The organism is Streptomyces sp. NPDC110618, assembly GCF_055657065.1.
This window is the reverse complement of record NZ_JBVKBN010000025.1, coordinates 64,224-83,429: the sequence shown is the minus strand read 5'-3', so window position 1 is coordinate 83,429 and position 19,206 is coordinate 64,224. Positions and strand designations below refer to the sequence as shown.

At 70.4% G+C, this 19,206-nt stretch carries 16 protein-coding genes and 2 pseudogenes; 9 read left to right on the top strand and 9 right to left on the bottom strand.

Features of this window, described 5'->3' with window-relative positions; all coding sequences use genetic code 11:
- Positions 1-46 precede the first annotated feature (46 nt).
- Positions 47-1,030 carry a threonine/serine dehydratase gene (locus ACZ7L7_RS32140; protein WP_472077761.1) on the top strand — a complete coding sequence of 328 codons (984 nt, stop codon included), beginning with the start codon at positions 47-49 and terminating at the stop codon, positions 1,028-1,030.
- A 16-nt stretch (positions 1,031-1,046) separates the two neighbouring features.
- Here ACZ7L7_RS32140 and ACZ7L7_RS32135 read toward each other — a convergent pair whose 3' ends face one another.
- The 3 genes from ACZ7L7_RS32135 to ACZ7L7_RS32125 are packed head-to-tail and all read right to left on the bottom strand — an operon-like array spanning position 1,047 to position 2,647.
- Positions 1,047-1,334: a hypothetical protein gene (locus tag ACZ7L7_RS32135; protein ID WP_285516238.1), complete on the bottom strand. Its 288-nt coding sequence runs from the start codon at positions 1,332-1,334 to the stop codon at positions 1,047-1,049.
- Positions 1,331-2,083, bottom strand: coding sequence for a MerR family transcriptional regulator (locus ACZ7L7_RS32130; RefSeq protein ID WP_285516239.1), 753 nt, complete (start codon positions 2,081-2,083; stop codon positions 1,331-1,333). Before ACZ7L7_RS32130 ends, ACZ7L7_RS32135 begins: the two co-directional genes overlap by 4 nt.
- Before the next feature lie 54 nt (positions 2,084-2,137).
- A complete protein-coding gene (locus ACZ7L7_RS32125; RefSeq protein WP_285516240.1) occupies positions 2,138-2,647 on the bottom strand; it encodes a GNAT family N-acetyltransferase in 510 nt (169 codons plus the stop codon).
- 267 nt (positions 2,648-2,914) lie between these two features.
- Between ACZ7L7_RS32125 and ACZ7L7_RS32120 the strand changes: the two genes are divergently transcribed.
- From ACZ7L7_RS32120 to ACZ7L7_RS32100, 5 genes and pseudogenes are all read left to right on the top strand, one after another.
- Complete coding sequence (locus ACZ7L7_RS32120) at positions 2,915-3,556, top strand: ATP-binding protein (protein ID WP_471431660.1); 642 nt, start codon at positions 2,915-2,917, stop codon at positions 3,554-3,556.
- Between the two features lie 712 nt (positions 3,557-4,268).
- Positions 4,269-5,096 carry a molybdate ABC transporter substrate-binding protein gene (modA, locus tag ACZ7L7_RS32115; protein ID WP_471431662.1) on the top strand — a complete coding sequence of 276 codons (828 nt, stop codon included), beginning with the start codon at positions 4,269-4,271 and terminating at the stop codon, positions 5,094-5,096.
- Positions 5,097-5,125: 29 nt separating this feature from the next.
- Positions 5,126-5,427 (top strand): annotated as a pseudogene (locus ACZ7L7_RS32110) (molybdate ABC transporter permease subunit); the annotation flags it as partial.
- Positions 5,428-5,429: 2 nt separating this feature from the next.
- Positions 5,430-6,074, top strand: a pseudogene (locus tag ACZ7L7_RS32105) (phosphopyruvate hydratase family protein); the annotation flags it as partial.
- Positions 6,075-6,263: 189 nt separating this feature from the next.
- Entirely contained in the window at positions 6,264-10,424 is a 4,161-nt protein-coding gene (locus ACZ7L7_RS32100; protein WP_472077760.1) for a molybdopterin-dependent oxidoreductase, read from the top strand.
- On the opposite strand, the gene ACZ7L7_RS32095 is transcribed toward ACZ7L7_RS32100, so the two are convergent.
- The 6 genes from ACZ7L7_RS32095 to ACZ7L7_RS32070 all read right to left on the bottom strand — a co-directional run bounded on the left by ACZ7L7_RS32095 (position 10,403) and on the right by ACZ7L7_RS32070 (position 15,667).
- Positions 10,403-10,621, bottom strand: a complete 219-nt coding sequence (locus tag ACZ7L7_RS32095) for a hypothetical protein (protein ID WP_285516244.1) — start codon at positions 10,619-10,621, stop codon at positions 10,403-10,405. The genes ACZ7L7_RS32100 and ACZ7L7_RS32095 overlap by 22 nt on opposite strands.
- A 308-nt stretch (positions 10,622-10,929) precedes the next feature.
- Complete coding sequence (locus tag ACZ7L7_RS32090; RefSeq protein ID WP_453600644.1) at positions 10,930-11,586, bottom strand: class I SAM-dependent methyltransferase; 657 nt, start codon at positions 11,584-11,586, stop codon at positions 10,930-10,932.
- Between the two features lie 6 nt (positions 11,587-11,592).
- A complete protein-coding gene (locus ACZ7L7_RS32085) occupies positions 11,593-12,261 on the bottom strand; it encodes a hypothetical protein (protein ID WP_453600641.1) in 669 nt (222 codons plus the stop codon).
- An 85-nt stretch (positions 12,262-12,346) separates the two neighbouring features.
- The gene (locus ACZ7L7_RS32080; RefSeq protein ID WP_285516247.1) at positions 12,347-12,751 is read right to left on the bottom strand and encodes a DUF779 domain-containing protein; all 405 of its coding nucleotides are present in this window, start codon (positions 12,749-12,751) and stop codon (positions 12,347-12,349) included.
- Positions 12,751-14,268: an aldehyde dehydrogenase gene (gene adh / locus ACZ7L7_RS32075; RefSeq protein ID WP_453600638.1), complete on the bottom strand. Its 1,518-nt coding sequence runs from the start codon at positions 14,266-14,268 to the stop codon at positions 12,751-12,753. The genes ACZ7L7_RS32080 and adh overlap by 1 nt, the downstream gene beginning before the upstream one ends.
- 160 nt (positions 14,269-14,428) lie before the next feature.
- On the bottom strand, positions 14,429-15,667 hold the full coding sequence (locus ACZ7L7_RS32070; protein WP_285516249.1) for a transcriptional regulator: 1,239 nt from the start codon (positions 15,665-15,667) through the stop codon (positions 14,429-14,431).
- A 224-nt stretch (positions 15,668-15,891) separates the two neighbouring features.
- Here ACZ7L7_RS32070 and ACZ7L7_RS32065 point away from each other — a divergent pair, with 224 nt between their 5' ends.
- The 3 genes from ACZ7L7_RS32065 to ACZ7L7_RS32055 are packed head-to-tail and all read left to right on the top strand — an operon-like array spanning position 15,892 to position 19,206.
- Positions 15,892-17,163, top strand: a complete 1,272-nt coding sequence (locus tag ACZ7L7_RS32065) for an iron-containing alcohol dehydrogenase (protein ID WP_285516250.1) — start codon at positions 15,892-15,894, stop codon at positions 17,161-17,163.
- 10 nt (positions 17,164-17,173) lie between these two features.
- On the top strand, positions 17,174-18,544 hold the full coding sequence (locus ACZ7L7_RS32060) for a MadS family sensor histidine kinase (protein ID WP_285516251.1): 1,371 nt from the start codon (positions 17,174-17,176) through the stop codon (positions 18,542-18,544).
- Entirely contained in the window at positions 18,541-19,206 is a 666-nt protein-coding gene (locus ACZ7L7_RS32055; protein ID WP_285516252.1) for a MadR family response regulator transcription factor, read from the top strand. Before ACZ7L7_RS32060 ends, ACZ7L7_RS32055 begins: the two co-directional genes overlap by 4 nt.

The following is a 19,206-nucleotide window of genomic DNA, read 5'->3' as shown; positions in this document are numbered from 1 at the left end:
ACGGTACACCGTATCGGTACGCTACTCCGACCCGACTGGAGTCCCCTTGCGCCCCCTCACTCACGGCGACATCAAGGCCGCCGCCGACCGGATCGCCGGGCGGATCCGCCCTGTCACCGTCGCCGCCGTCGACCCGGACGCGTTCCCCGGTGACGACCGGTCCGCAGCGCCCTCCCCCGTGTGGCTCGCTCTGGAGTTCATGCAGCACACCGGCAGTTTCAAGGCCCGCGGCGCGCAGAACTTCATCCAGGCCCACCGCGAGGAGGGCACTCTCCCCGACGCCGGAGTCACCATCGCCTCCGGCGGCAACGCAGGCCTGGCCTGTGCCTGGGCCGCGCGGCAGCAGGGGGTACGGGCCACCGTCTTCCTTCCCGCCAACGCCCCCGAGGTCAAGGTCGCCAGGCTCCGCGGTTACGGCGCCGACGTACGCCTCGTCGGCTCCGAGTACGCCGAGGCCCTCGCCGCCTGCGAGGAGTTCACGCGCGCCACGGGCGCCCTGGCCAGCCACGCCTACGACCACCCGCTCATCGCGGCCGGCGCCGGCACGCTGCTGGAGGAGATCCGCCACCGCGTTCCCGACCTGGACACCGTGGTCGTGGCCGTCGGCGGGGGCGGGCTGTTCGCCGGAGTGGCCACCGCAGCGCAGCACCACGGCATCCGTACCGTCGCCGTCGAGCCGGAGAACTGCCGCGCCCTCAACGCTGCCCTGGAAGCCGGTGCCGTCACCGACGTCGCCGTCGATTCCGTCGCCGCCGACTCCCTCGGCGCGCCCTGTACGTCCGCCATGGCCCTGCACGCCGCCCGCCACGACCTCGTGCGCTCCGTGCTCGTACCAGACGGCGAGATCATCAGCGCCCGGCAGGCCCTGTGGGACCACCGCAGGATCGCCGTCGAGCACGGCGCCGCGGCCGCGCTCGCCGCCCTCACGGGGCGCGCGTACCGGCCCGAGCCCGGCGAGAAGGTGTGCGTCGTCCTGTGCGGCGCCAATACCGACCCGGGCGACCTCGTGCGTCGGCCAGAAGCGCCCTGATCGGGCACTCACCCGGTCACTGCCCGGCATCAGGGCCGGGACCGATAGTGGGCATCCCGAGGTCGGTCCGGCCCGGTGCGGCGGTTCGGCAGGCCGACGCCCTGCGACGGCGCCTCAGCACCAGCGCCACGGCACCGGCGACCACCGCCGACACCGCTAGAGCGGGCATCCACAGGGAGGCGATGGCCGAGGTGATACTCAGGCCGCCGACGACGGCCAGGAGGGGACCGGCGCAGCACGCCGCACAGGCGGCCATCGCGGCCGCGCCGGTGCCCCATGTGCCCCAACGGGACTGACGGGTCATACGGTCACCCCGAACAGATCGGCCAGCATCCCGGCGGCGCTCTCGGGCGCCCGCACCTCCAGCTGGAGAGCGGACGGGGTCAGGTGCAGGGTGAAGTCGAAGAACGCGCAGCAGCCCTGTTCCGCCGCGGCCAGAGCCGCAATCTCGCCGGCCAGGTCGGCGCCTGCGGGGAACACCAGCCGCATGCCGTCCGGGATCTCCTCGCGCCGGTCGGCCTTGCTGACCAGGTGCCGCCACTGGCCGGTGCGCTCGTCCAGCTCGCTGCCGCCGAGCGTGCACGCGACGGGGACGTCGCGCCACGGCAGGTCCTGGCCGGGAGGTGTGGCGGACAGCTCCACCAGCACGGGGTCCGTCGTACATCCGCAGTCAGGCCCGCACGCGCCTTCCGGGGCCGGTCCCGACAGTTCGGCGCGGGCCGCGGCCAGGCGGGCGGCGAAGGCGCGCAGCTCGGTGATCCGTGCTCCCGTCTCCGTGATCCGCTCGGCGACCAGCGGCAGGAGCCGGGCCCGTACCGACGCGCACACACCTTCCTCCCGCACGTCGAGCAGCTCCCGGATCTCCTCCAGGGTCAGCCCCAGCAGCTTGGCCGAGGAGATGAACGCCAGCCGCTCCACCGCGTCCGGTCCGTACACGCGGTACCCGGCCGGTGTGCGGTCGGCGGGCAGCAGCCCGGCGTCCTCGTAGAAGCGCAGCGTCGTGGCCGGCACACCGGAGCGCTCCGCCAGCTGCGAGATGCGGTAGCTCGTCATGGCATCGACCGTAAACCTTCGACCTGACTCGAAGGTCAAGCCGACGCGGGCGGGTCAGAGCCCGGCACCGGCCGGGGCGTCGAACCTGATCCAGGAGTCGGGCGGCAGGTCCGGGCGGCCCGGCACCGGCCTGCGTTCCTCGGTCCACGCGTCGCCCACCAGCTCGGTCGCGGCACGGCGCCAGAAGGCGACCGCGACGGCATTGCTCTCCTGGAAGGCGATCTCCCAGGATCCCGGATACGCCGCGACGACCTCGCGGACGGCTCGCAGTCCGATCCCCGACCTGCGCGCCGCCCTCACCACGAAGAAGCTGCTCAGCACGCGCACCGGGCCGGTCAGACCGCGGACGCACACGAGGCCGACCGGGGACATGCCGCTGGTCAGGAGGTAGGGAGCCCAGTCGTCCTGTGAGAAGGCGGCTTGGAGTCGATCACTCCGATAGGTGCCGTCAGGGTTGGGCAGAGCACCGCTGAACTCCGACATGTCATGGCGGAACAGCAGCCACAGACGCTCCATCGTCGGCCGGTCCGCGGTTTGGGCGAGGCGCACGGATACGTCGGTCATCGATCTCCCTCGTGGTGGGTGGGGTCGTGCGGGCTGGAGGTTCATGAAGGCGCCCGGGTGAGCCGGACATCAAAACCGGGTGAGCCGGGCATCAAGACCGGGTGAGCCGGGCATCAAAAAAGCCTCCCCGGCGGGAGGCGATGCCCCGGCCCGGAAGGCTTGAAGTACGGACAGGGAAACTACCAGAGTTCCGGCATCAGCGGCCATCCGGCACAGTGGAGAAGTGACCGGCGCCGAGGGGGTGGTGGGGTGGCTCAGGCCGTCAGCATGCAGGAGCTCATCCGGAGGCGGCGGCAGGCCGGTTTCGTGGGGCGGCGCAGTGAAATCAACGAATTCCTCGGGAACTTCGCCGCTGACGACGACCAACGCCTGTTCCTCTTCAGCGTCTACGGCGACTCCGGTGTCGGGAAAACGCTGCTGACGGAGCAGTTCCAGCGCGTGGCACGGCACGAGGCGGGAGCCCTCACGGCACGGGCCGACGAGACATCGGACGGCGCCCTGACCCTGCTGTGGCTCGACCGCCCCGCCGAGGCCCACGCGGCTCTCCGGCGCGCCACGGAGGAGTGGAGCAGACACGCGCCCTACGCACAGGAGTTGGCAGACCGGATCTTCCAGGTCCTCCAGCGGCACTTCCGGCACAACGAAGAGGTGCTGCGCGACGCCTGCTACTACGCGCCCGTCGTCATCCCCCACGTCGACCGCTGGCAGGGAATCCGCCAGTTCGCGATTCCCTTCCTGCGCAGAAGCAGTCCGCTGCTCGTACGGGACGGCCTGCGGCTGCTGCGCTATGCCAGGACCGCCGTACGCGACCACCCCGACACGGGCCCCCTGGAAAGCAGCACCATCACTTCCCTGGCGGACGAAGTGATCGTCCAACTCCCTCAACTCGGCGCGGACGAGTCCGGCTGACGAAGCGCCCGCGCCGGGAATCCGAGCACGGGCGTCTCCGCCTCCAGTCACGCGACTAACACTTGCCGACTCGCACGTAGCCAATCCAGAATTCGCCTCTGGCGTTCACGCTGGCGTTATTCCCAAAGTGCTGCAACGTGTGCCACCCCAGATGCGCCCCACTTCTCCCTGAGACTTGCTGTCGATGGTGAACCCACGGGGCGCCCACGTAGTTCATGTGGAAGGTTGCGGAGGCGTCGCCCGGCGCACGGGTTCCGCTTGCCCAGCAAGCCCGTCCCGCTACTCCCGCGTGAAACACGCGGAGGACGAGGTTCCCGTCTTCCTGCATCGTCACGCGGTACCCAGCGGTGCAGATAGCGTTTCCCGTCTCCAGGGTTCCAGCGAAGGAACTGCCCACGCAAACCCGCATGGGCCGCGATTCCGTCGAGCGTACCCGGCCCCGGCCCCCACCCAGGTGCAGCACCCGGTCGAACGTGGTGGCCGGCTCGGCCGAAGTCGAGGGCGGTCTCCGCCCAGGAGAGCAGGGGCGTGTGGGACTGGCTCATGGACCGCCCCCTCCCGCACGACCGTGCCCGACGTGGAGTCCCGTACAAACGCACATGCCAAGCTATTCGATGAGCTTTACCGCTCATGCGATATGACAGGAGCCTTTCAGCTTGCACTTGCGGCAGTATGATCGCCGTATGCGCACCAACCAGAGGGAGTGCCCGCAATGACCCGTTCCGCGCGCCGGACTCGTCGGATACTGCAGATGGCCGGCGTGAGCACCGCCGCCCTGCTGGCTCTGACCTCCTGCTCCTCCGACAACGACTCCTCGGCGTCGGGATCCGACTCCTCCCCCACCGCGTCCGGCTCGGACGAGCTTTCCGGTGAGGTGATCGTCTTCGCCGCGGCCTCGCTGAAGGAGAGCTTCACGACGCTGGGCAAGGAGTTCGAGAAGGAGCACCCCGGCACCAAGGTCACCTTCAGCTTCGGTGGCAGCGACGCCCTGGCCGCGAGCATCACCGGTGGCGCCCCGGCGGACGTGTTCGCCTCGGCGAGCCCGAAGACGATGAAGATCGTCACCGACGCGGGCGACAGCTCCGGCGCGCCCACCACCTTCGTGCGCAACCAGCTGGAGATCGCCACTCTGCCGGGCAACCCCGACAAGATCGCCTCTCTCAAGGACCTCACGAACTCGGACCTGAAGGTCGTCCTCTGCGACGCGGCGGTGCCGTGCGGTGCCGCCGCGCAGAAGGCCCTGGACGCGAGCAAGCTGAAGCTCACCCCGGCCTCATACGAGGAGGACGTCAAGGCCGCCCTCAACAAGGTGGTGTTGAAGGAGGCCGACGCGGCGGTCGTCTACAAGACCGATGTGAAGGCCGCGGGCGACAAGGTGGAGGGCGTCGAGTTCCCCGAGTCGGCCGACGCCATCAACGACTACCCGATCACCCTGCTCAAGGCGTCGAACAACACCGACGCCGCGACCGCGTTCATCGAGTTGGTGAAGTCCGCCGAGGGCCAGAAGGTCCTCAACGAGGCCGGCTTCCTCAACCCGTGACGACCTGGCCGTCTCCCGACGCCACCGCCGTGGACACCCTCACGGGTGGTCTGCGGCGGCGGACGGGGGTGCCCCGCCGAGGCGCCCCGATTCCCCTCCTCCTGCCCGCGCTCGTCGGGCTGGCCTTCCTCGTCCTGCCGCTCGTCGCCCTCCTGATCCGCGCGCCCTGGCGGAGCATGCCGAGTTGCTGACCAGCGCCGAGGTGTGGGACGCCCGCCGGCTCTCCCTGGTCTGCGCGACGGTGGCGACAGCGGTGTGTCTGGTGATCGGGGTGCCGCTGGCGTGGCTGCTGGCCCGGGTCGAGTTCCCCGGGCGCGGTCTCGTGCGGGCTTCACCGCCGAGGAGGCCCTGGACTTCGTCGTACCCGCCATCGAGCAGACCTCTTACAAGCCCGGCACCGACATCACGCTCGTCATGGACCCGGCCACCTCGGAGTTCTTCCGCGACGGCGTCTGCGACTACGCGGGCGAGGGCGTCCGCCGCACCCCCGAGCAGCACGCCGGCTACCTGGTGTCGCTGGTCGACCGTTACCCCGTGGCCTCCATCGAGGACCCGATGGCCGAGGACGACCACAGCGGCTGGCGGGAGCCGACCGCACGGCTGGGCAAGCGCTGCCAGCTCACCGGTGACGACGTCTTCTGCACCAACGAGACGCTGCTGCGCGCCGGCATCCGGGACGGGATAGCCAACTCGATCCTGGTCAAGGTCAACCAGATCGGCACCCTCACCGAGACCCTGGCCACCGTCGCCACCGCGCACCGCGCCGGATACACCGTCGTCATGTCCCACCGCTCCGGCGAGACCGAGGACACCTCGATCGCCGACCTCGCGGTCGCCACCGGCTGCGGCCGGATCAAGACCGGTTCCCTCTCCCGCGCCGACCGCACCGCCAAGTACAACCAGCTCGTCCGTATCGAGCACGAGCTGGGCGGCCAGGCGCGCTACGCGGGCCGGGAGGCCTTGGGGCTGCGCCGCTGACCTCTTCTTCCTCCCGCACCTGTCTCACATGATCGCCGAGCGGTGTGTGCGGGTGGTGTAACCCCGGGCGTTCCCGATGCGTGACGGGCTGGTAATTCGATCTTCATACGGTGGCGGGCGTGGGGCTGTCCGCACCGGCGCGGCAGCCCCGGTTCATGGCGGGACACGCGTGACGGGGTGGGATTTCCGGTGGCTTCTGACGCGAAGGACGGCAGCGTCCGTACGGTCTGCTCGTACTGCGGGGTCGGCTGTGGAATCGTCCTGGACATCACCCGGGACCCGGCCGACGGGCGGCGCCGCGCGGCCAAGACGTACGGGGACAAGGAGCACCCCGCCAACCAGGGCCGGCTGTGCACCAAGGGTTCGACCAGCGCGGACATGATGGCCGCGCCGGGACGGCTGGGGCAGGCGCTGGTGCGGGCCGAGCGGGGTGCCGAGCCGGTCGGGGCCGATGTGGACGAGGCGATCTCGTCGGTCGCCGCCCGGCTGCGGGCCATCCTGGACGAGCACGGGCCGGACGCGCTGTCCTTCTACGTCTCCGGGCAGATGTCCCTGGAGGCGCAGTACCTGGCGAACAAGCTGGCCAAGGGGTTCGTGCGGACGAATCAGATCGAGTCCAACTCGCGGCTGTGCATGGCGAGCGCCGGGACCGGATACAAGCTGTCACTGGGCGCGGACGGCCCGCCCGGCTCGTACCAGGACTTCGACCACGCGGACGTGTTCTTCGTGATCGGCTCCAACATGGCCGACTGCCACCCGATCCTCTTCCTGCGGATGATGGACCGGGTCAAGTCCTCGGGCGCCAAGCTGATCGTCGTCGACCCGCGTCGCAACGCCACCGCCGACAAGGCGGACCTGTTCCTGCAGATCAAACCCGGTACTGACCTGGCGCTGCTCAATGGTCTGCTGCATCTGCTGGTCGAGAACGGTCAGACGGATCAGGAGTTCATCGCCGAGTTCACCGAGGGCTGGGAGGAGATGCCCGGCTTCCTCGCCGACTATCCGCCCGCGAAGGTCGCGGAGATCACCGGTATCCCGGAGGCCGACATCCGGCAGGCCGCGCGGTGGATCGGTGAGGCCGGTGAGTGGATGAGCTGCTGGACCATGGGGCTGAACCAGTCCACGCACGGCACGTGGAACACGAACGCGCTGGTCAATCTGCACCTCGCTACCGGTGCCATCTGCCGTCCGGGGTCCGGCCCTTTCTCGCTGACCGGTCAGCCCAATGCGATGGGCGGGCGCGAGATGGGTTACATGGGGCCCGGCCTGCCCGGGCAGCGGTCCGTCCTGGTCGAGGAGGAGCGGGCGTTCGTCGAGAAGCTGTGGGACATCCCGGACGGATCCCTGCGGACCGAAGTCGGGCGCGGCACGGTCGAGATGTTCGAGCAGATGGCGGAGGGTGACATCAAGGCATGCTGGATCATCTGCACCAACCCCGTCGCCTCCGTCGCCAACCGCAAGACCGTCATCGCCGGGCTTGAAGCCGCCGAACTCGTCATCACACAGGACGTGTTCGCCGAGACCGAGACGAATGCGTACGCCGATGTCGTGCTGCCCGCCACGCTGTGGGCCGAGTCCGACGGCATCATGGTCAACTCCGAGCGCAACCTCACCCTCGTCCAGGGCGTCGTCGACCCGCCCGGACAGGCCCTGCCCGACTGGCAGTTGATCGCGCGGGTGGCCTGCGAGATGGGCTTCGCGGAGGGCTTCACCTATGCCTCGGCCGAGGAGGTCTTCGAGGAGCTGAAGCAGGCGTGGAACCCGAAGACCGGCTGGGATGTGCGCGGTGTGACGTACGAGCGGTTGCGGGCTACGCCCGTGCAGTGGCCGGTGGCGTCCGTGGACGGGGCGGACCGCAATCCGATCCGGTACCTCAATGACGGCGTCAGTCAGGCCTTGTTGGAGCGGGAGGACGGGACCCGGCCGCGGCTGGCCTTCGCGACGGCGAGTGGGCGCGCGCGGTTCTTCGCCCGACCGCACCTGCCCGCGGCCGAACTCCCGGACGATGACTACCCGTTCGTCCTCAACACGGGCCGTCTTCAGCACCAGTGGCACACGCTGACCAAGACCGGGAAGGTCGCCAAGCTCAACAAGCTCAACCCCGGGTCGTTCGTGGAGGTGCATCCGGAGGACGCGGTGACTCTGGGTGTGGCCGAGGGGGAGCATCTGGAGGTCGCTTCGCGCCGTGGGCGTGCCGTGCTGCCGGTCGTGGTCACGGATCGGGTGCGGCCCGGTACGTGCTTCGCCCCGTTCCACTGGAACGACCTGTTCGGGGAGTACCTCAGCATCAACGCCGTGACCAGCGACGCCATCGACCCGCTGTCCTTCCAGCCCGAGTTCAAGGTCTGCGCGGTGACGCTCGCGAAAGCGCCGGCTCCTGCGGCAAGCGAACACGCGGCCCCCGAGCCGGAGGTGGTGTCCGTCCCTGCGGACTCCCCCGTGTACGCGCTCGCCGCCGCGTTCGGTATCAGCGACCTGTCCCCCGCGCCGCTCGGCGAGCCGCAGCGGCAGTACCTCTCGGGGTTTCTGTCCGGCCTCGCCGCGGCGCCGCCGGCTGACGGTCGGGTGCCTGTGCTGCCGCCGGGGGCGCCTTTCGAGCCGGAGCACGCGCTGTGGGTGGACGGGGTGCTCGCCGGTGCGTTCTCCCGTGCCGCAGTGGCGGCCCCTCCGGCGCAGTCGGGAGCCGTTGGCGCGCCGACCCGCCGTCTGCTCATCCTGTGGGCCTCGCAGACGGGCAACGCCGAGGAGTTCGCCGCGGCGGCTGCCGCACGCCTTGCCGCGGTCGGCCGTACCCCCGAGCTGATCCCTATGGCCGAGATGACTCCGGAGCATCTCACCGCCGACACCGACGTCCTCCTCGTCACCAGCACCTTCGGCGACGGCGACGCCCCGGACAACGGAACCGATTTCTGGAACGCCCTGTCCGCGCCGGACGCCGCCCGCCTGGAGGGCATCCGCTACGCAGTCCTCGCCTTCGGTGACTCCAGTTACGACGACTTCTGCGGTCACGGCCGCCGACTGGACGAGCGCCTCGACGCCCTCGGCGCGACCCGTCTCCTGCCCCGCACCGACTGCGAACCCGACTTCGAGGAGCCCGCCGCACAATGGCTCGAACGGGTGCTTACGGCGCTGGCGACGGCGGACGAACAGCAGCCCCTGCCCGTGCGCGCGGACGAAACGACATCCACCGTTCCGGTCTCCAGAAGGGGCACCGTCGCTGCGCCCTCCACCTACACCAAGGCCTCCCCCTTCGCCACCCTCCTCATCGGCAATCGGCTGCTGAGCCTGCCCGGTTCGCAGAAGGAGGTACGCCAGTTCGCCTTCGACACGCGCGGCGGCGAACTCGCCTACGAGGCCGGAGACGCCCTCGGAGTCTGGCCGGCCAACGACCCCTCACTCGTCGCCGAATGGCTCGCGCTCACCGGGCTCGACCCCGACGAGCCGGTGGATCTCGGCACCGGTACTCGGCTCCCCCTCGAAGAGGCGCTGCGCACCCGCCTGGACATCTCCCGCATCACGACGGACCTGCTGAAGTTCGTCACCGAGCGCACGGGCAGCCACATGCTGAAGCGGCTGCTGCGGCCGGACAACAAGGACGCGCTGGCGCAGTGGAGTTGGGGCCGTCAGGCCGCCGATGTCATCGCCGAGTTCCCCATCCGCGCCTCCGCCGCGGACTGGACGGGCGTCCTCAAGCGGCTGCAGCCCCGCCTGTACTCCATCTCCTCCAGCCCGCTGGCCCATCCCAGCGAGGTCCGCCTCACGGTCTCCGTCGTGCGCTACACGAACGACCTCGGCCGCGACCGGAAGGGCGTGTGCTCGACCTACCTCGCCGACCACGCGGACGACGGTCCGGTGCAGGTCTTCGTGCAGCGCTCGCCGCACTTCCGCCCGCCGGCCGACCCGGCCACGCCCATGATCATGGTCGGTCCCGGTACCGGCGTGGCCCCCTTCGTCGGCTTCCTCGAAGACCGCCAGGTCCGTGGGCACACCGGCGCCAACTGGCTCTTCTTCGGCGAGCAGCGCGAGGCCACGGACTTCTACTACCGCGAGGACCTGGAGGCGTACCGGGCGTCCGGCCACCTCAACCGCCTCGACCTCGCCTTCTCCCGCGACCAGCGCAACAAGATCTACGTCCAGGACCGCATGCGCGAACACGGTTCCCGCCTGTGGCAGTGGCTCCAGGACGGCGCCCACTTCTATGTCTGCGGCGACGCCGGGCGCATGGCGAAGGACGTCGACCAGGCGCTTCGGGACGTCGTCGTCGCGCACGGTGGCTTGGACCGGGACGAGGCGGACGTGTACGTCAAGCGGTTGGCGGCGGAGAAGCGCTACGTCCGGGACGTGTACTGACCGGGACCGGCGGCACCGCCGTCTCCCTCTTCCGGCGCGGGATCGTGTTCGGGGCGGGAGCGGCGGGCCTCGTCGACCACACGGCGCCAGGAACGGATGACGTCCGGGATCTGGTCGAGCAAGCCTTTCAGGGCGAACAGAAAGGCGGACAGCACGCTGGCCACGCCCAGAATGGCCAGGACGATCTGCAGTTCCACGCTCGGGTCCCTCCCGTGGACGACGGGTGGTCGAACTGAGCGCGATCCGCATGCAGGAGGGCAGGTGTCTCAGGCCGACCACCCTCAAGACGGATGATCAACTGAGGCCCTGCCGACGTACAGGCCGCGTATGAAGTTGTCGCGATTGACGCGGCACCGACTCGGTCGGCGGCCACGCCCGAAAGGGACGTCGGACCCATTCCCGTCGCAGCCAGCCGGAGCTGGCCGTGCCCAACTGGGGACTCTAGCGGCAATTTGACACGCTGTCTGCCCCGCCAGCACCCGGCGTTACCGACATCTCGCTCCCCTCACGGCCGCTTCCACACAAGCGTGTAGCGCCAGAACAGACGTCGTCGCAGCCTGGCGCCCGGGAGGACGGCCCTGGCTTCGCGAGTGATCTCGTCAAAGGTCATGTCCGGCTGGTGAGTTCGGGCCGTCATGGCGATGGGCCGCTGCGCGGGGCGTCCCCTGTTCCTCAGCCAGCCCATGGCGGCGTTGGCCGGGATGGCGAGGGCTCCGAGCAGGTGGTCCAAGGGGCCTTGGGGGTGGGTCAGGCCGACGATCACCAGGGTTCCGCCTGGGGCCAGATCAGCGCGGAACCTCAACAGGGCCTCGGTGAAGGGCAAATGGTGGATCACCGCGACACAGGTGATGACGTCGTACGGTCCGGCGGGCAGTTCGGTCATGGCGTCCGTGACCGTGAAGGTGACGGGCAGTTCGGGAGGGGTCAGCTTGCGGGCCTGGGCCGTGATCCCCGGATCGGAATCGACGGCCTCCACCGCGTCGGCTCGTGCGGCCAGCAGCCTGGCGAGATCGCCGCTGCCGGAACCGGCGTCCAGCGCACGGTCGAAGCGTCTCGGCACCTGTCGCAGGATCCAGCGGTGGTAGTGCGCGTTGTGGTCCCAGGGGTAGGTGGCGTTCCACCGTTCCAGGGCCCGTAGGAGTCGAGCCGACAGGAGCCTCATTTCCCGTTATCCCAGTCCCACAAGGGCAGGAAGCCCTTCGTGGCCGATGCCGGGCTCGGTCAGGGCCAGCCAGCCGCAGCCGCGCACGCGCGTGGACGGGCCGAGGGTGGTGGGGTCGACCGACAGGTGACCGCATGCCTCGGCGGCACTCTCCAAGTTCTCGGCGGGTTCGCCGATCCACTCCGGGTCGCTCTCGGCCGCGTAGCGGCGGCGGATGGTGCCCTTCTCGGCGACCACCCAGACATCCGAACCCGCCGCCGAGTCCTCGTAGAACATTTGCGCCTCCCCGCACGCGGCGCTCAGCCGTTCCGCCGCGCCCATCCAGTCGTCCCAGTCGATGCCGACCACATCGGGCAGGTTCCCGAAGATCAGTCGCCAACCGTCCAGTTCCGGCGTGATGAACGTGGGCAACGCGGGTCGGCGCCACGGCAAGCCCTCGACGTCGGAGCCTTCGTACAGCGTGACCGGGAAGCGGTCGTGCAGGCCGAGCGCGTCGAAGAGGCCCTCGTACGTCGCGCCCGGAACCGCGTACCACCAGCCGCCGGGATCGAGGGAGGAGGGTTCCTCGGCGCAGGCCTTGATGCGGGCTCTGCGTTCCAGCACCGTCCTCTCGCGCACGTCGAGACGGTCTGTCAACCCCGTGGCGATCACGTCGCCCAGCCTGCCGTACGTCATCCGGTGATCCTAAGCGGACGGGGCCGGGCACCTTCTTGGTGTCCGGCCCCTTTCGCACCCACCGCCTGCGCCGGCGCGGTGGTCGTCAGTGCGCGGTGTCCGCTCCGGTCGGGAGCGGGGGTTCCGCGGCGAGGGTTCGCCATTCCTCGTCCGTGAGGACGCGGGAGCGGATCAGGAAGCGGACGCCCTCGGGGGATTCGAGGGAGAAGCCGCTGCCCCGGCCCGGGACCACGTCGACGGTGAGGTGGGTGTGCCGCCAGTACGCGTACTGGTCGGCGCTCATCCAGAAGGGGGTGTCACCGGCGACGTGGCCCAGGAGGACGTCCGCGGCGCCGACCTTGAACTCGCCTCGCGGGTAGCACATGGGTGCGCTGCCGTCGCAGCAGCCGCCCGACTGGTGGAACATCACCGGGCCGTGGGTCGCGGTGAGCCGTCGCACCAGGTCCTCGGCGGCCTCGGTCAGCTCCACGCGCCTGGTGCGGGCGGTCATCAGAAGAACCCGAGCTTCTGGCCGGAGTAGCTGACCAGCAGGTTCTTGGTCTGCTGGTAGTGGTCCAGCATCATCTTGTGGGTCTCGCGGCCGATGCCGGACTTCTTGTAGCCGCCGAACGCGGCGTGCGCCGGGTAGGCGTGGTAGCAGTTGGTCCACACGCGGCCCGCCTTGATGCCGCGGCCGAGGCGGTAGGCGGTGTTGCCGTCCCGGGTCCACACGCCGGCGCCCAGGCCGTACAGGGTGTCGTTGGCGATGCTCAGGGCCTCGTCGACGGAGTCGTAGGTGGTGACGGAGACAACGGGGCCGAAGATCTCCTCCTGGAAGATCCGCATGTCGTTGGTGCCGCGGAAGATGGTGGGCTCGACGTAGTAGCCGCCCTCCAGTCCGGGCACCGACCTCGGGCCGCCGCCGGTGAGGAGTTCGGCGCCCTCCTGCTTGCCGATGTCGATGTAGGAGAGGATCTTCTCGTACTGGTCGTTGCTGGCCTGGGCGCCGATCATGGTGGCCGGGTCGAGCGGGTCGCCGCTGACGATGGCCTTGGTGCGCTCCACGCAGCGGGCCATGAACTCGTCGTAGATGGAGGAGTGGATGAGCGCGCGGGACGGGCAGGTGCACACCTCGCCCTGGTTCAGCGCGAACATCACGAAGCCCTCGACGGCCTTGTCCAGGTAGTCGTCGTCGGCGGCCATCACGTCCGGCAGGAAGATGTTGGGCGACTTGCCGCCGAGTTCGAGGGTGACCGGGATGATGTTCTCGGACGCGTACTGCATGATCAGACGGCCGGTGGTGGTCTCGCCGGTGAAGGCGACCTTGGCGATGCGCGGGCTGGACGCCAGCGGCTTGCCCGCCTCCACGCCGAAGCCGTTGACGACGTTCAGGACACCCGGCGGGAGCAGGTCCGCGATCAGCTCGACCACGTAGAGGAGGCTCGCCGGGGTCTGCTCGGCGGGCTTGATGATGACGCAGTTGCCGGCGGCCAGCGCGGGCGCGAGCTTCCAGGCGGCCATCAGGATGGGGAAGTTCCACGGGATGATCTGGCCGACCACGCCCAGCGGCTCGTGGAAGTGGTAGGCGATCGTGTCCTCGTCGATCTCGGCGATGCTGCCCTCCTGGGCGCGGACCACTCCGGCGAAGTAGCGGAAGTGGTCGATCGCCAGGGGGATGTCGGCGGCCAGCGTCTCGCGCACCGGCTTGCCGTTCTCCCAGCTCTCCGCGACGGCGAGCTTCTCCAGGTTCTCCTCAAGGCGGTCGGCGATCCGGTTCAGGATGTTCGCCCGCTCGGTGGTCGAGGTGGCGCCCCAGCGCGGGGCGGCCGCGTGGGCGGCGTCGAGGGCGAGGTCGATGTCGGCGGCGGAGGAGCGGGCGACCTCGCAGAACGTCTTGCCGGTGACCGGCGTGGTGTTGGCGAAGTAGCGGCCCTCCACGGGGGCGACCCAGTCGCCGCCGATGAAGTTGTCGTATCGCTTGGCGAAGTTGACGATGCTGCCGTCGGTTCCCGGCTGCGCGTACACCATGGCGGCTCTCCTAGGTGAAGGGTGAGTGCGGTGCTGCGCGACGGTCCGTGCCGTCGTGCTGTTCCGCACTGTGCGACCGCCGGGTTGGCGAGAGGTTGGCGCCCCGCGCGAGCCCTCGGCCGCCGGCACCCTCAGCGCCCGACGCCGGTCAGTCCCTGGTTCAGTCCCTGAGCGCCGCCGCCAGGCGTCCGGCCGCGATGGCGCGCCGCGGGTCGCGGGAGTCCAGCAGGTTCAGCGCGTGCTCGTGCACCTCGGCGTCGTAGGGTGCGCGCTCGCCGTAGCGCAGGGCGTCGTCGGGGTTGGTGGACGCCAGTACGGCGGCGCGGACGGACACCTCCAGGTGGGTGCGCCACTCCTGGATGCCGGGCGCCTCGGACCGGGGCAGCAGCGGGCCTCGGTACAGACGCAGCGCGGTCTCGGTGTCGCCCTGTTCCAGCGCGCGCAGTACGTCGGCCGCGTCGCAGGTCACGGGGGTGGTGAGGGCGTAGCGGCGGGTGGCGACGCCGCCGTCGAGGGCGCGGCGCAGGTGGGAGATCTCGGCCTTGAAGGTGGAGGTGGTGACGGCTCGGTCGCCGTAGAGGGCGTCGCGCAGGCGCTCGGGTGAGAAGCCGTCGGGTTCCAGGGCGAGCAGGGTGAGGATCTCGACCTGGCGGGGGCGCAGGGGCACCACGGTGCCGTCGCGGAGTGCTTGTTCGCTGCCGAGGCAGGTGAGGGTGAGGGGGCTGGTGGTGCGCGGGGCGGGGACGGGGGCCTCGGTGCGCAGGCGGGATTCGATGGTGGCGACGAGGGAGCGCACGGTGGCCATGGCCAGCGGGTTGGAGCGGTCCCAGGTGGTGGACATGTCCAGCACGCCGAGGATGCGTCCGTCGGGGCCGTGGACGGGGGCGCAGTAGCAGACCCAGCCGTGCAGGGCGGTGACCAGGTGCTCGGCGGAGAAGACGGAGGTGGGTCGGCCGGTGCGCAGCGAGAGGGAGAGGGCGTTGGTGCCCATGGCCCGCTCGTCCCAGCGGCCGCCGGGGGCGAAGTTGACGCGTTCGGCGCGGCGGCGCATGGTCGGCCCGCCGCAGGTCCACAGGATGGTGCCGGACTCGTCGGTGACGGCGGTGACGAAGCCGGCGTCGTCGGCGATGTCGCGCAGTTCGTCGGCGAGGCCGTCGACGGGGGCGCGCAGCGGCGATCCGCTCCAGCGGTCCTCGACCCGTCCCTCGTCGGTGACGGGGGCGCTGTCCCGGTCGGGGTCCACACTGCTCAGCGACCGCATCCAGGACTCGGTGACATCGCGGCGCACCGTCTCCACGCCGACCGGATACGATCCCGCCGCTTTCATGCGCGGCACCCAGCGGGACCACTCGCTCTCCAGGCTGACCCTGCGGCGCCGCAGGTCACTGCGGTGTGACATGTGCTTTTCCCTGCCGTAGAACGGGGACAAGCGACTATTGTCCACCTTGGCCGGTCCGGCGCACCCCTCCGGTCGGGCCTCGGGTACCTGTCCGATCGGACAGGTGTCGCGTCCGGGAGGGCTCGCCTAGCGTGGTCGTCGGTCGGGCGCCAGTGTTGTCAGCCACCCCGGCGTAAAATCGGCGTTGCGTCTGCGTAGCGGGCCGCGCGCCCTTGGGAGGTCGCATGTCGCTCACGTCCGAGGAGGTAGTGACGGGGAACGACCCGACCGCCGACTGGAGCCGCGACGAGCACCAGGGCGAGCTGCTGGGCCCGCAGCGGACGAGCACGGCCGCTGTCCGGGAGTCCGCGCGGCTGGCCAAGTTCCACGTCCCCGAGATCGTCTTCGGTCCCGGCTCGCTCACCGAGCTGGGCCATTGCGCGCTGCGTCTGGGGGGCCGGCGTCCCTTCCTGGTCACCGACCCCGGGCTGATGGCGGCGGGCTGGGCGGACGAGGCGGTGGCGCATCTGCGGCGGGCGGGTCTGCGGCCCGTGATGTGGTCCGACCTCACGCCCAATCCGAAGGATCACGAGGTCCAGGGCGGCTACGAGCGGTACGTGGAGAGCGGCTGCGATGTGATCGTGGGCGTGGGCGGCGGCTCGGTCATCGACGCGGCCAAGGGTGTGGCGATCCTGTCGGGCAACGGCGGGCGGATCCTCGACTACGAGGGTGTGGACCGGGTCGTACACCCCATCCCGCCGACCGTGATGGTGCCGTCGACATCCGGCACCGGGGCGGATGTGTCGCAGTTCGCGGTGATCACCGACACCACCGCCCACATCAAGATCACCATTGTGAGCCGTACGCTCGTCCCCGACATCTCGGTGATCGATCCGCGGCTGCTGACCACCATGCCGCCCTGGCTGAACGCGGCTACCGGCCTGGACGCGCTGACGCACGCCATCGAGGCGTTCGTCTCCCGGGCGCACAATCCGCTGACGGACATGCATGCCCTGCACGCGGTCGAGCTGATCATGGGAAACCTGCTGCGCACCCAGCTGGAGCCCAAGGACTTCGGCGCCCGCCTGGCGATGGCGCAGGCCGCGCTGCACGCGGGGATGGCGTTCACCAACGCCATCCTGGGCGCCACGCACGCCATGAGCCACCAGGTCGGCGGGCTGCTCGACGCCCCGCACGGCGTGGTCAACGGTGTGCTGCTGCCGCATGTGATCCGGTTCAACGCCGAGGCGTGGCCGGACCGGTTCGTGGCGCTCGGCAAGGCAGCCGGACTGCCGACGGCGGGTGTACCTGCGTACGAGGTGGCGGCCCGGCTCGCGGATCTGGTGCGGGCGCTGGCGGACGACGTCGGTGTGCCGAAGGGGCTGGCCAGCCTCGGCGTGGTCGAGGGCGATGTGCCGGTGCTGGCGCGTACGACGCTGAAGGACGCGTGCATGGCGACCAACCCCCGGATCGTGGAACTGCGGGACGTGGAGACGCTGTTCCGGGAAGCGCTGTGAGGCGGTCCCGGTGAGCGAGCTCGAACCGTCGCACCACACCGCCGACCTGGGCGTGCTGACCGGGCTGCGGTCGGGCAAGCGGTCGTACTACCCGGCGTACGTGCGCTCCACCGAGCGGCTGGAGCGGACGGTGGAGGCCCTCGACGGCATATCCCGCGCCCTGGTACGCACCGCGGAGGGGCCGCGCGCGCTGGTGGAGACGGTCGTACGGACCGCGGCGGAGCATCTGCGGGCCCGCTGGCTGCTGCTGGCGGTCGCGGACGGCGCGCTGCGCGCGGCGCGGCCCCGATTCCTGCTCTACGCGGACGACGTGCTCATCGACGACGAGACGCGGATACCGGCCGAGGCGCGCTACCACCTGGAGCTGCTGCGGACCCGCCCCTGGGAGGCGCAGGGACCGGGTCAGGGCCGGGACTGGGTGCGGGCGCCGATGACGCTGGACGACGAACCGGTCGGCGGGATCGCCGCCCAGCCCGGCGCCGGTGTGGAGGTCGCGGACACCGATCTGGCGATCCTGCGGGTGCTCGCCAACCAGGCCGCCGTGGCGCTGCACCACACCTTCCTGTTCCATGCGGCGACCACGTTGCGCGGCCGGGCCGACGAACTGTCCGAGGCGGCCGAGCAGCAGGCCCGTGATCTGGCCGCGCGCAGCGCCGAGCTGGCCGAGACGCAGGCGCGGCTGCTGGACGCCATGCACCGGCAGGCGCTGGACGACGAACGGCGCCGTATCGCGCGGGAGTTGCACGACAGCGTCTCGCAGTACGTCCTCAGCGCGGGCATGACCCTGGAGGTGTGCCGGGCGGAACTGGAGGCGCTGGGCGGGCCCGCCGCGGACATCGCCGAGCGGCTGGCCGGCGCCAAGGACCTCAACCGGCAGGCCGTGGAGCGGCTGCGCGCCGCGATCTACGCCCTGAACCGGACCTCGAAGGAGCCGGTCGGGCCGCTGCCGGTGATGCTGGAGCGGCTGTCCACGGTGCATCTGCCGACGGACCTGGACGTACGGGTGCAGGTGGCGGGCCGTCCGGTGCCGCTGCCGCCCCAGGCGGAGCAGTCGATCCTGCGGCTGACCGGCGAGGCCCTGTTCAACTCCGCGACCCACGGCAACGCCCGCCGGGCCCTGGTCCGGCTGCGCTACCTGCCCGACGCGATCGTGCTGACCGTCTCCGACGACGGTGACGGCGAACCGGCTCAGCTGCGCCGCGCCCTGCGCATGGCCAGGGCCACCGACCTGGGCGGGCGTCACCGCGGTCTGGCGAACATGGTCGCCCGCGCGGAGGAGCTCGCCGGAAGACTGTCCATCCGCCGGTCGAAGATGGGAGGCGTCCTGTTGCGGGTCGACGTTCCGCTGCCGGTGAAAGACGCCGTAGGAGGCACCGGATGACCATCGAACAGCGGGCCGGGACGGCCACCGAGGCGCTGCGGATCGTGCTGGTCGACGACCACGCCATCGTCCGGCACGGGCTGCGGTCCATCCTGGAGCGCGAGAGCGACCTGGACGTGGTCGGTGAGGCGAGCACGGCCGCCGAGGCCGAGGCCGTCGTGGAGCGGACGCGTCCGGCGATCGTGCTGCTCGACCTGAAGCTGTCCACGGCCGCCGACACCGAGGGCCTGGAGCTGTGCAAGCGGCTGACGCAGCGCCACCCGAACCTGGCGGTGCTGGTGCTGACCACCTTCCTCGACGACTCGCTGGTGGTGCAAGCCATCCACCACGGGGCGCGCGGCTATGTGGTCAAGGACGTCGACACCACGGAACTGCTGCGCTCCATCCGTGCCGTGGCCCGCAACGAGAGCGCCTTCGACTCGCACGCGGCCGCCGCGATGGTGCGCTCCATGCGGGTCCAGCCCGAGCGGCCGAGGTTCACCGAACGGGAGCTGAAGGTGCTCCAGTTGCTGGCGCACGGGCTCAGCAACCGGGAGATCGGCGCGGAGTTGTACATCTCCGAGACGACCGTGAAGTTCCACGTCCGCAACATCATGCGCAAGACGGACGCCGGCAGCCGCGCCGAAGTGGTGTACGAGGCGACCAAGTTGGGCGTGATCTGA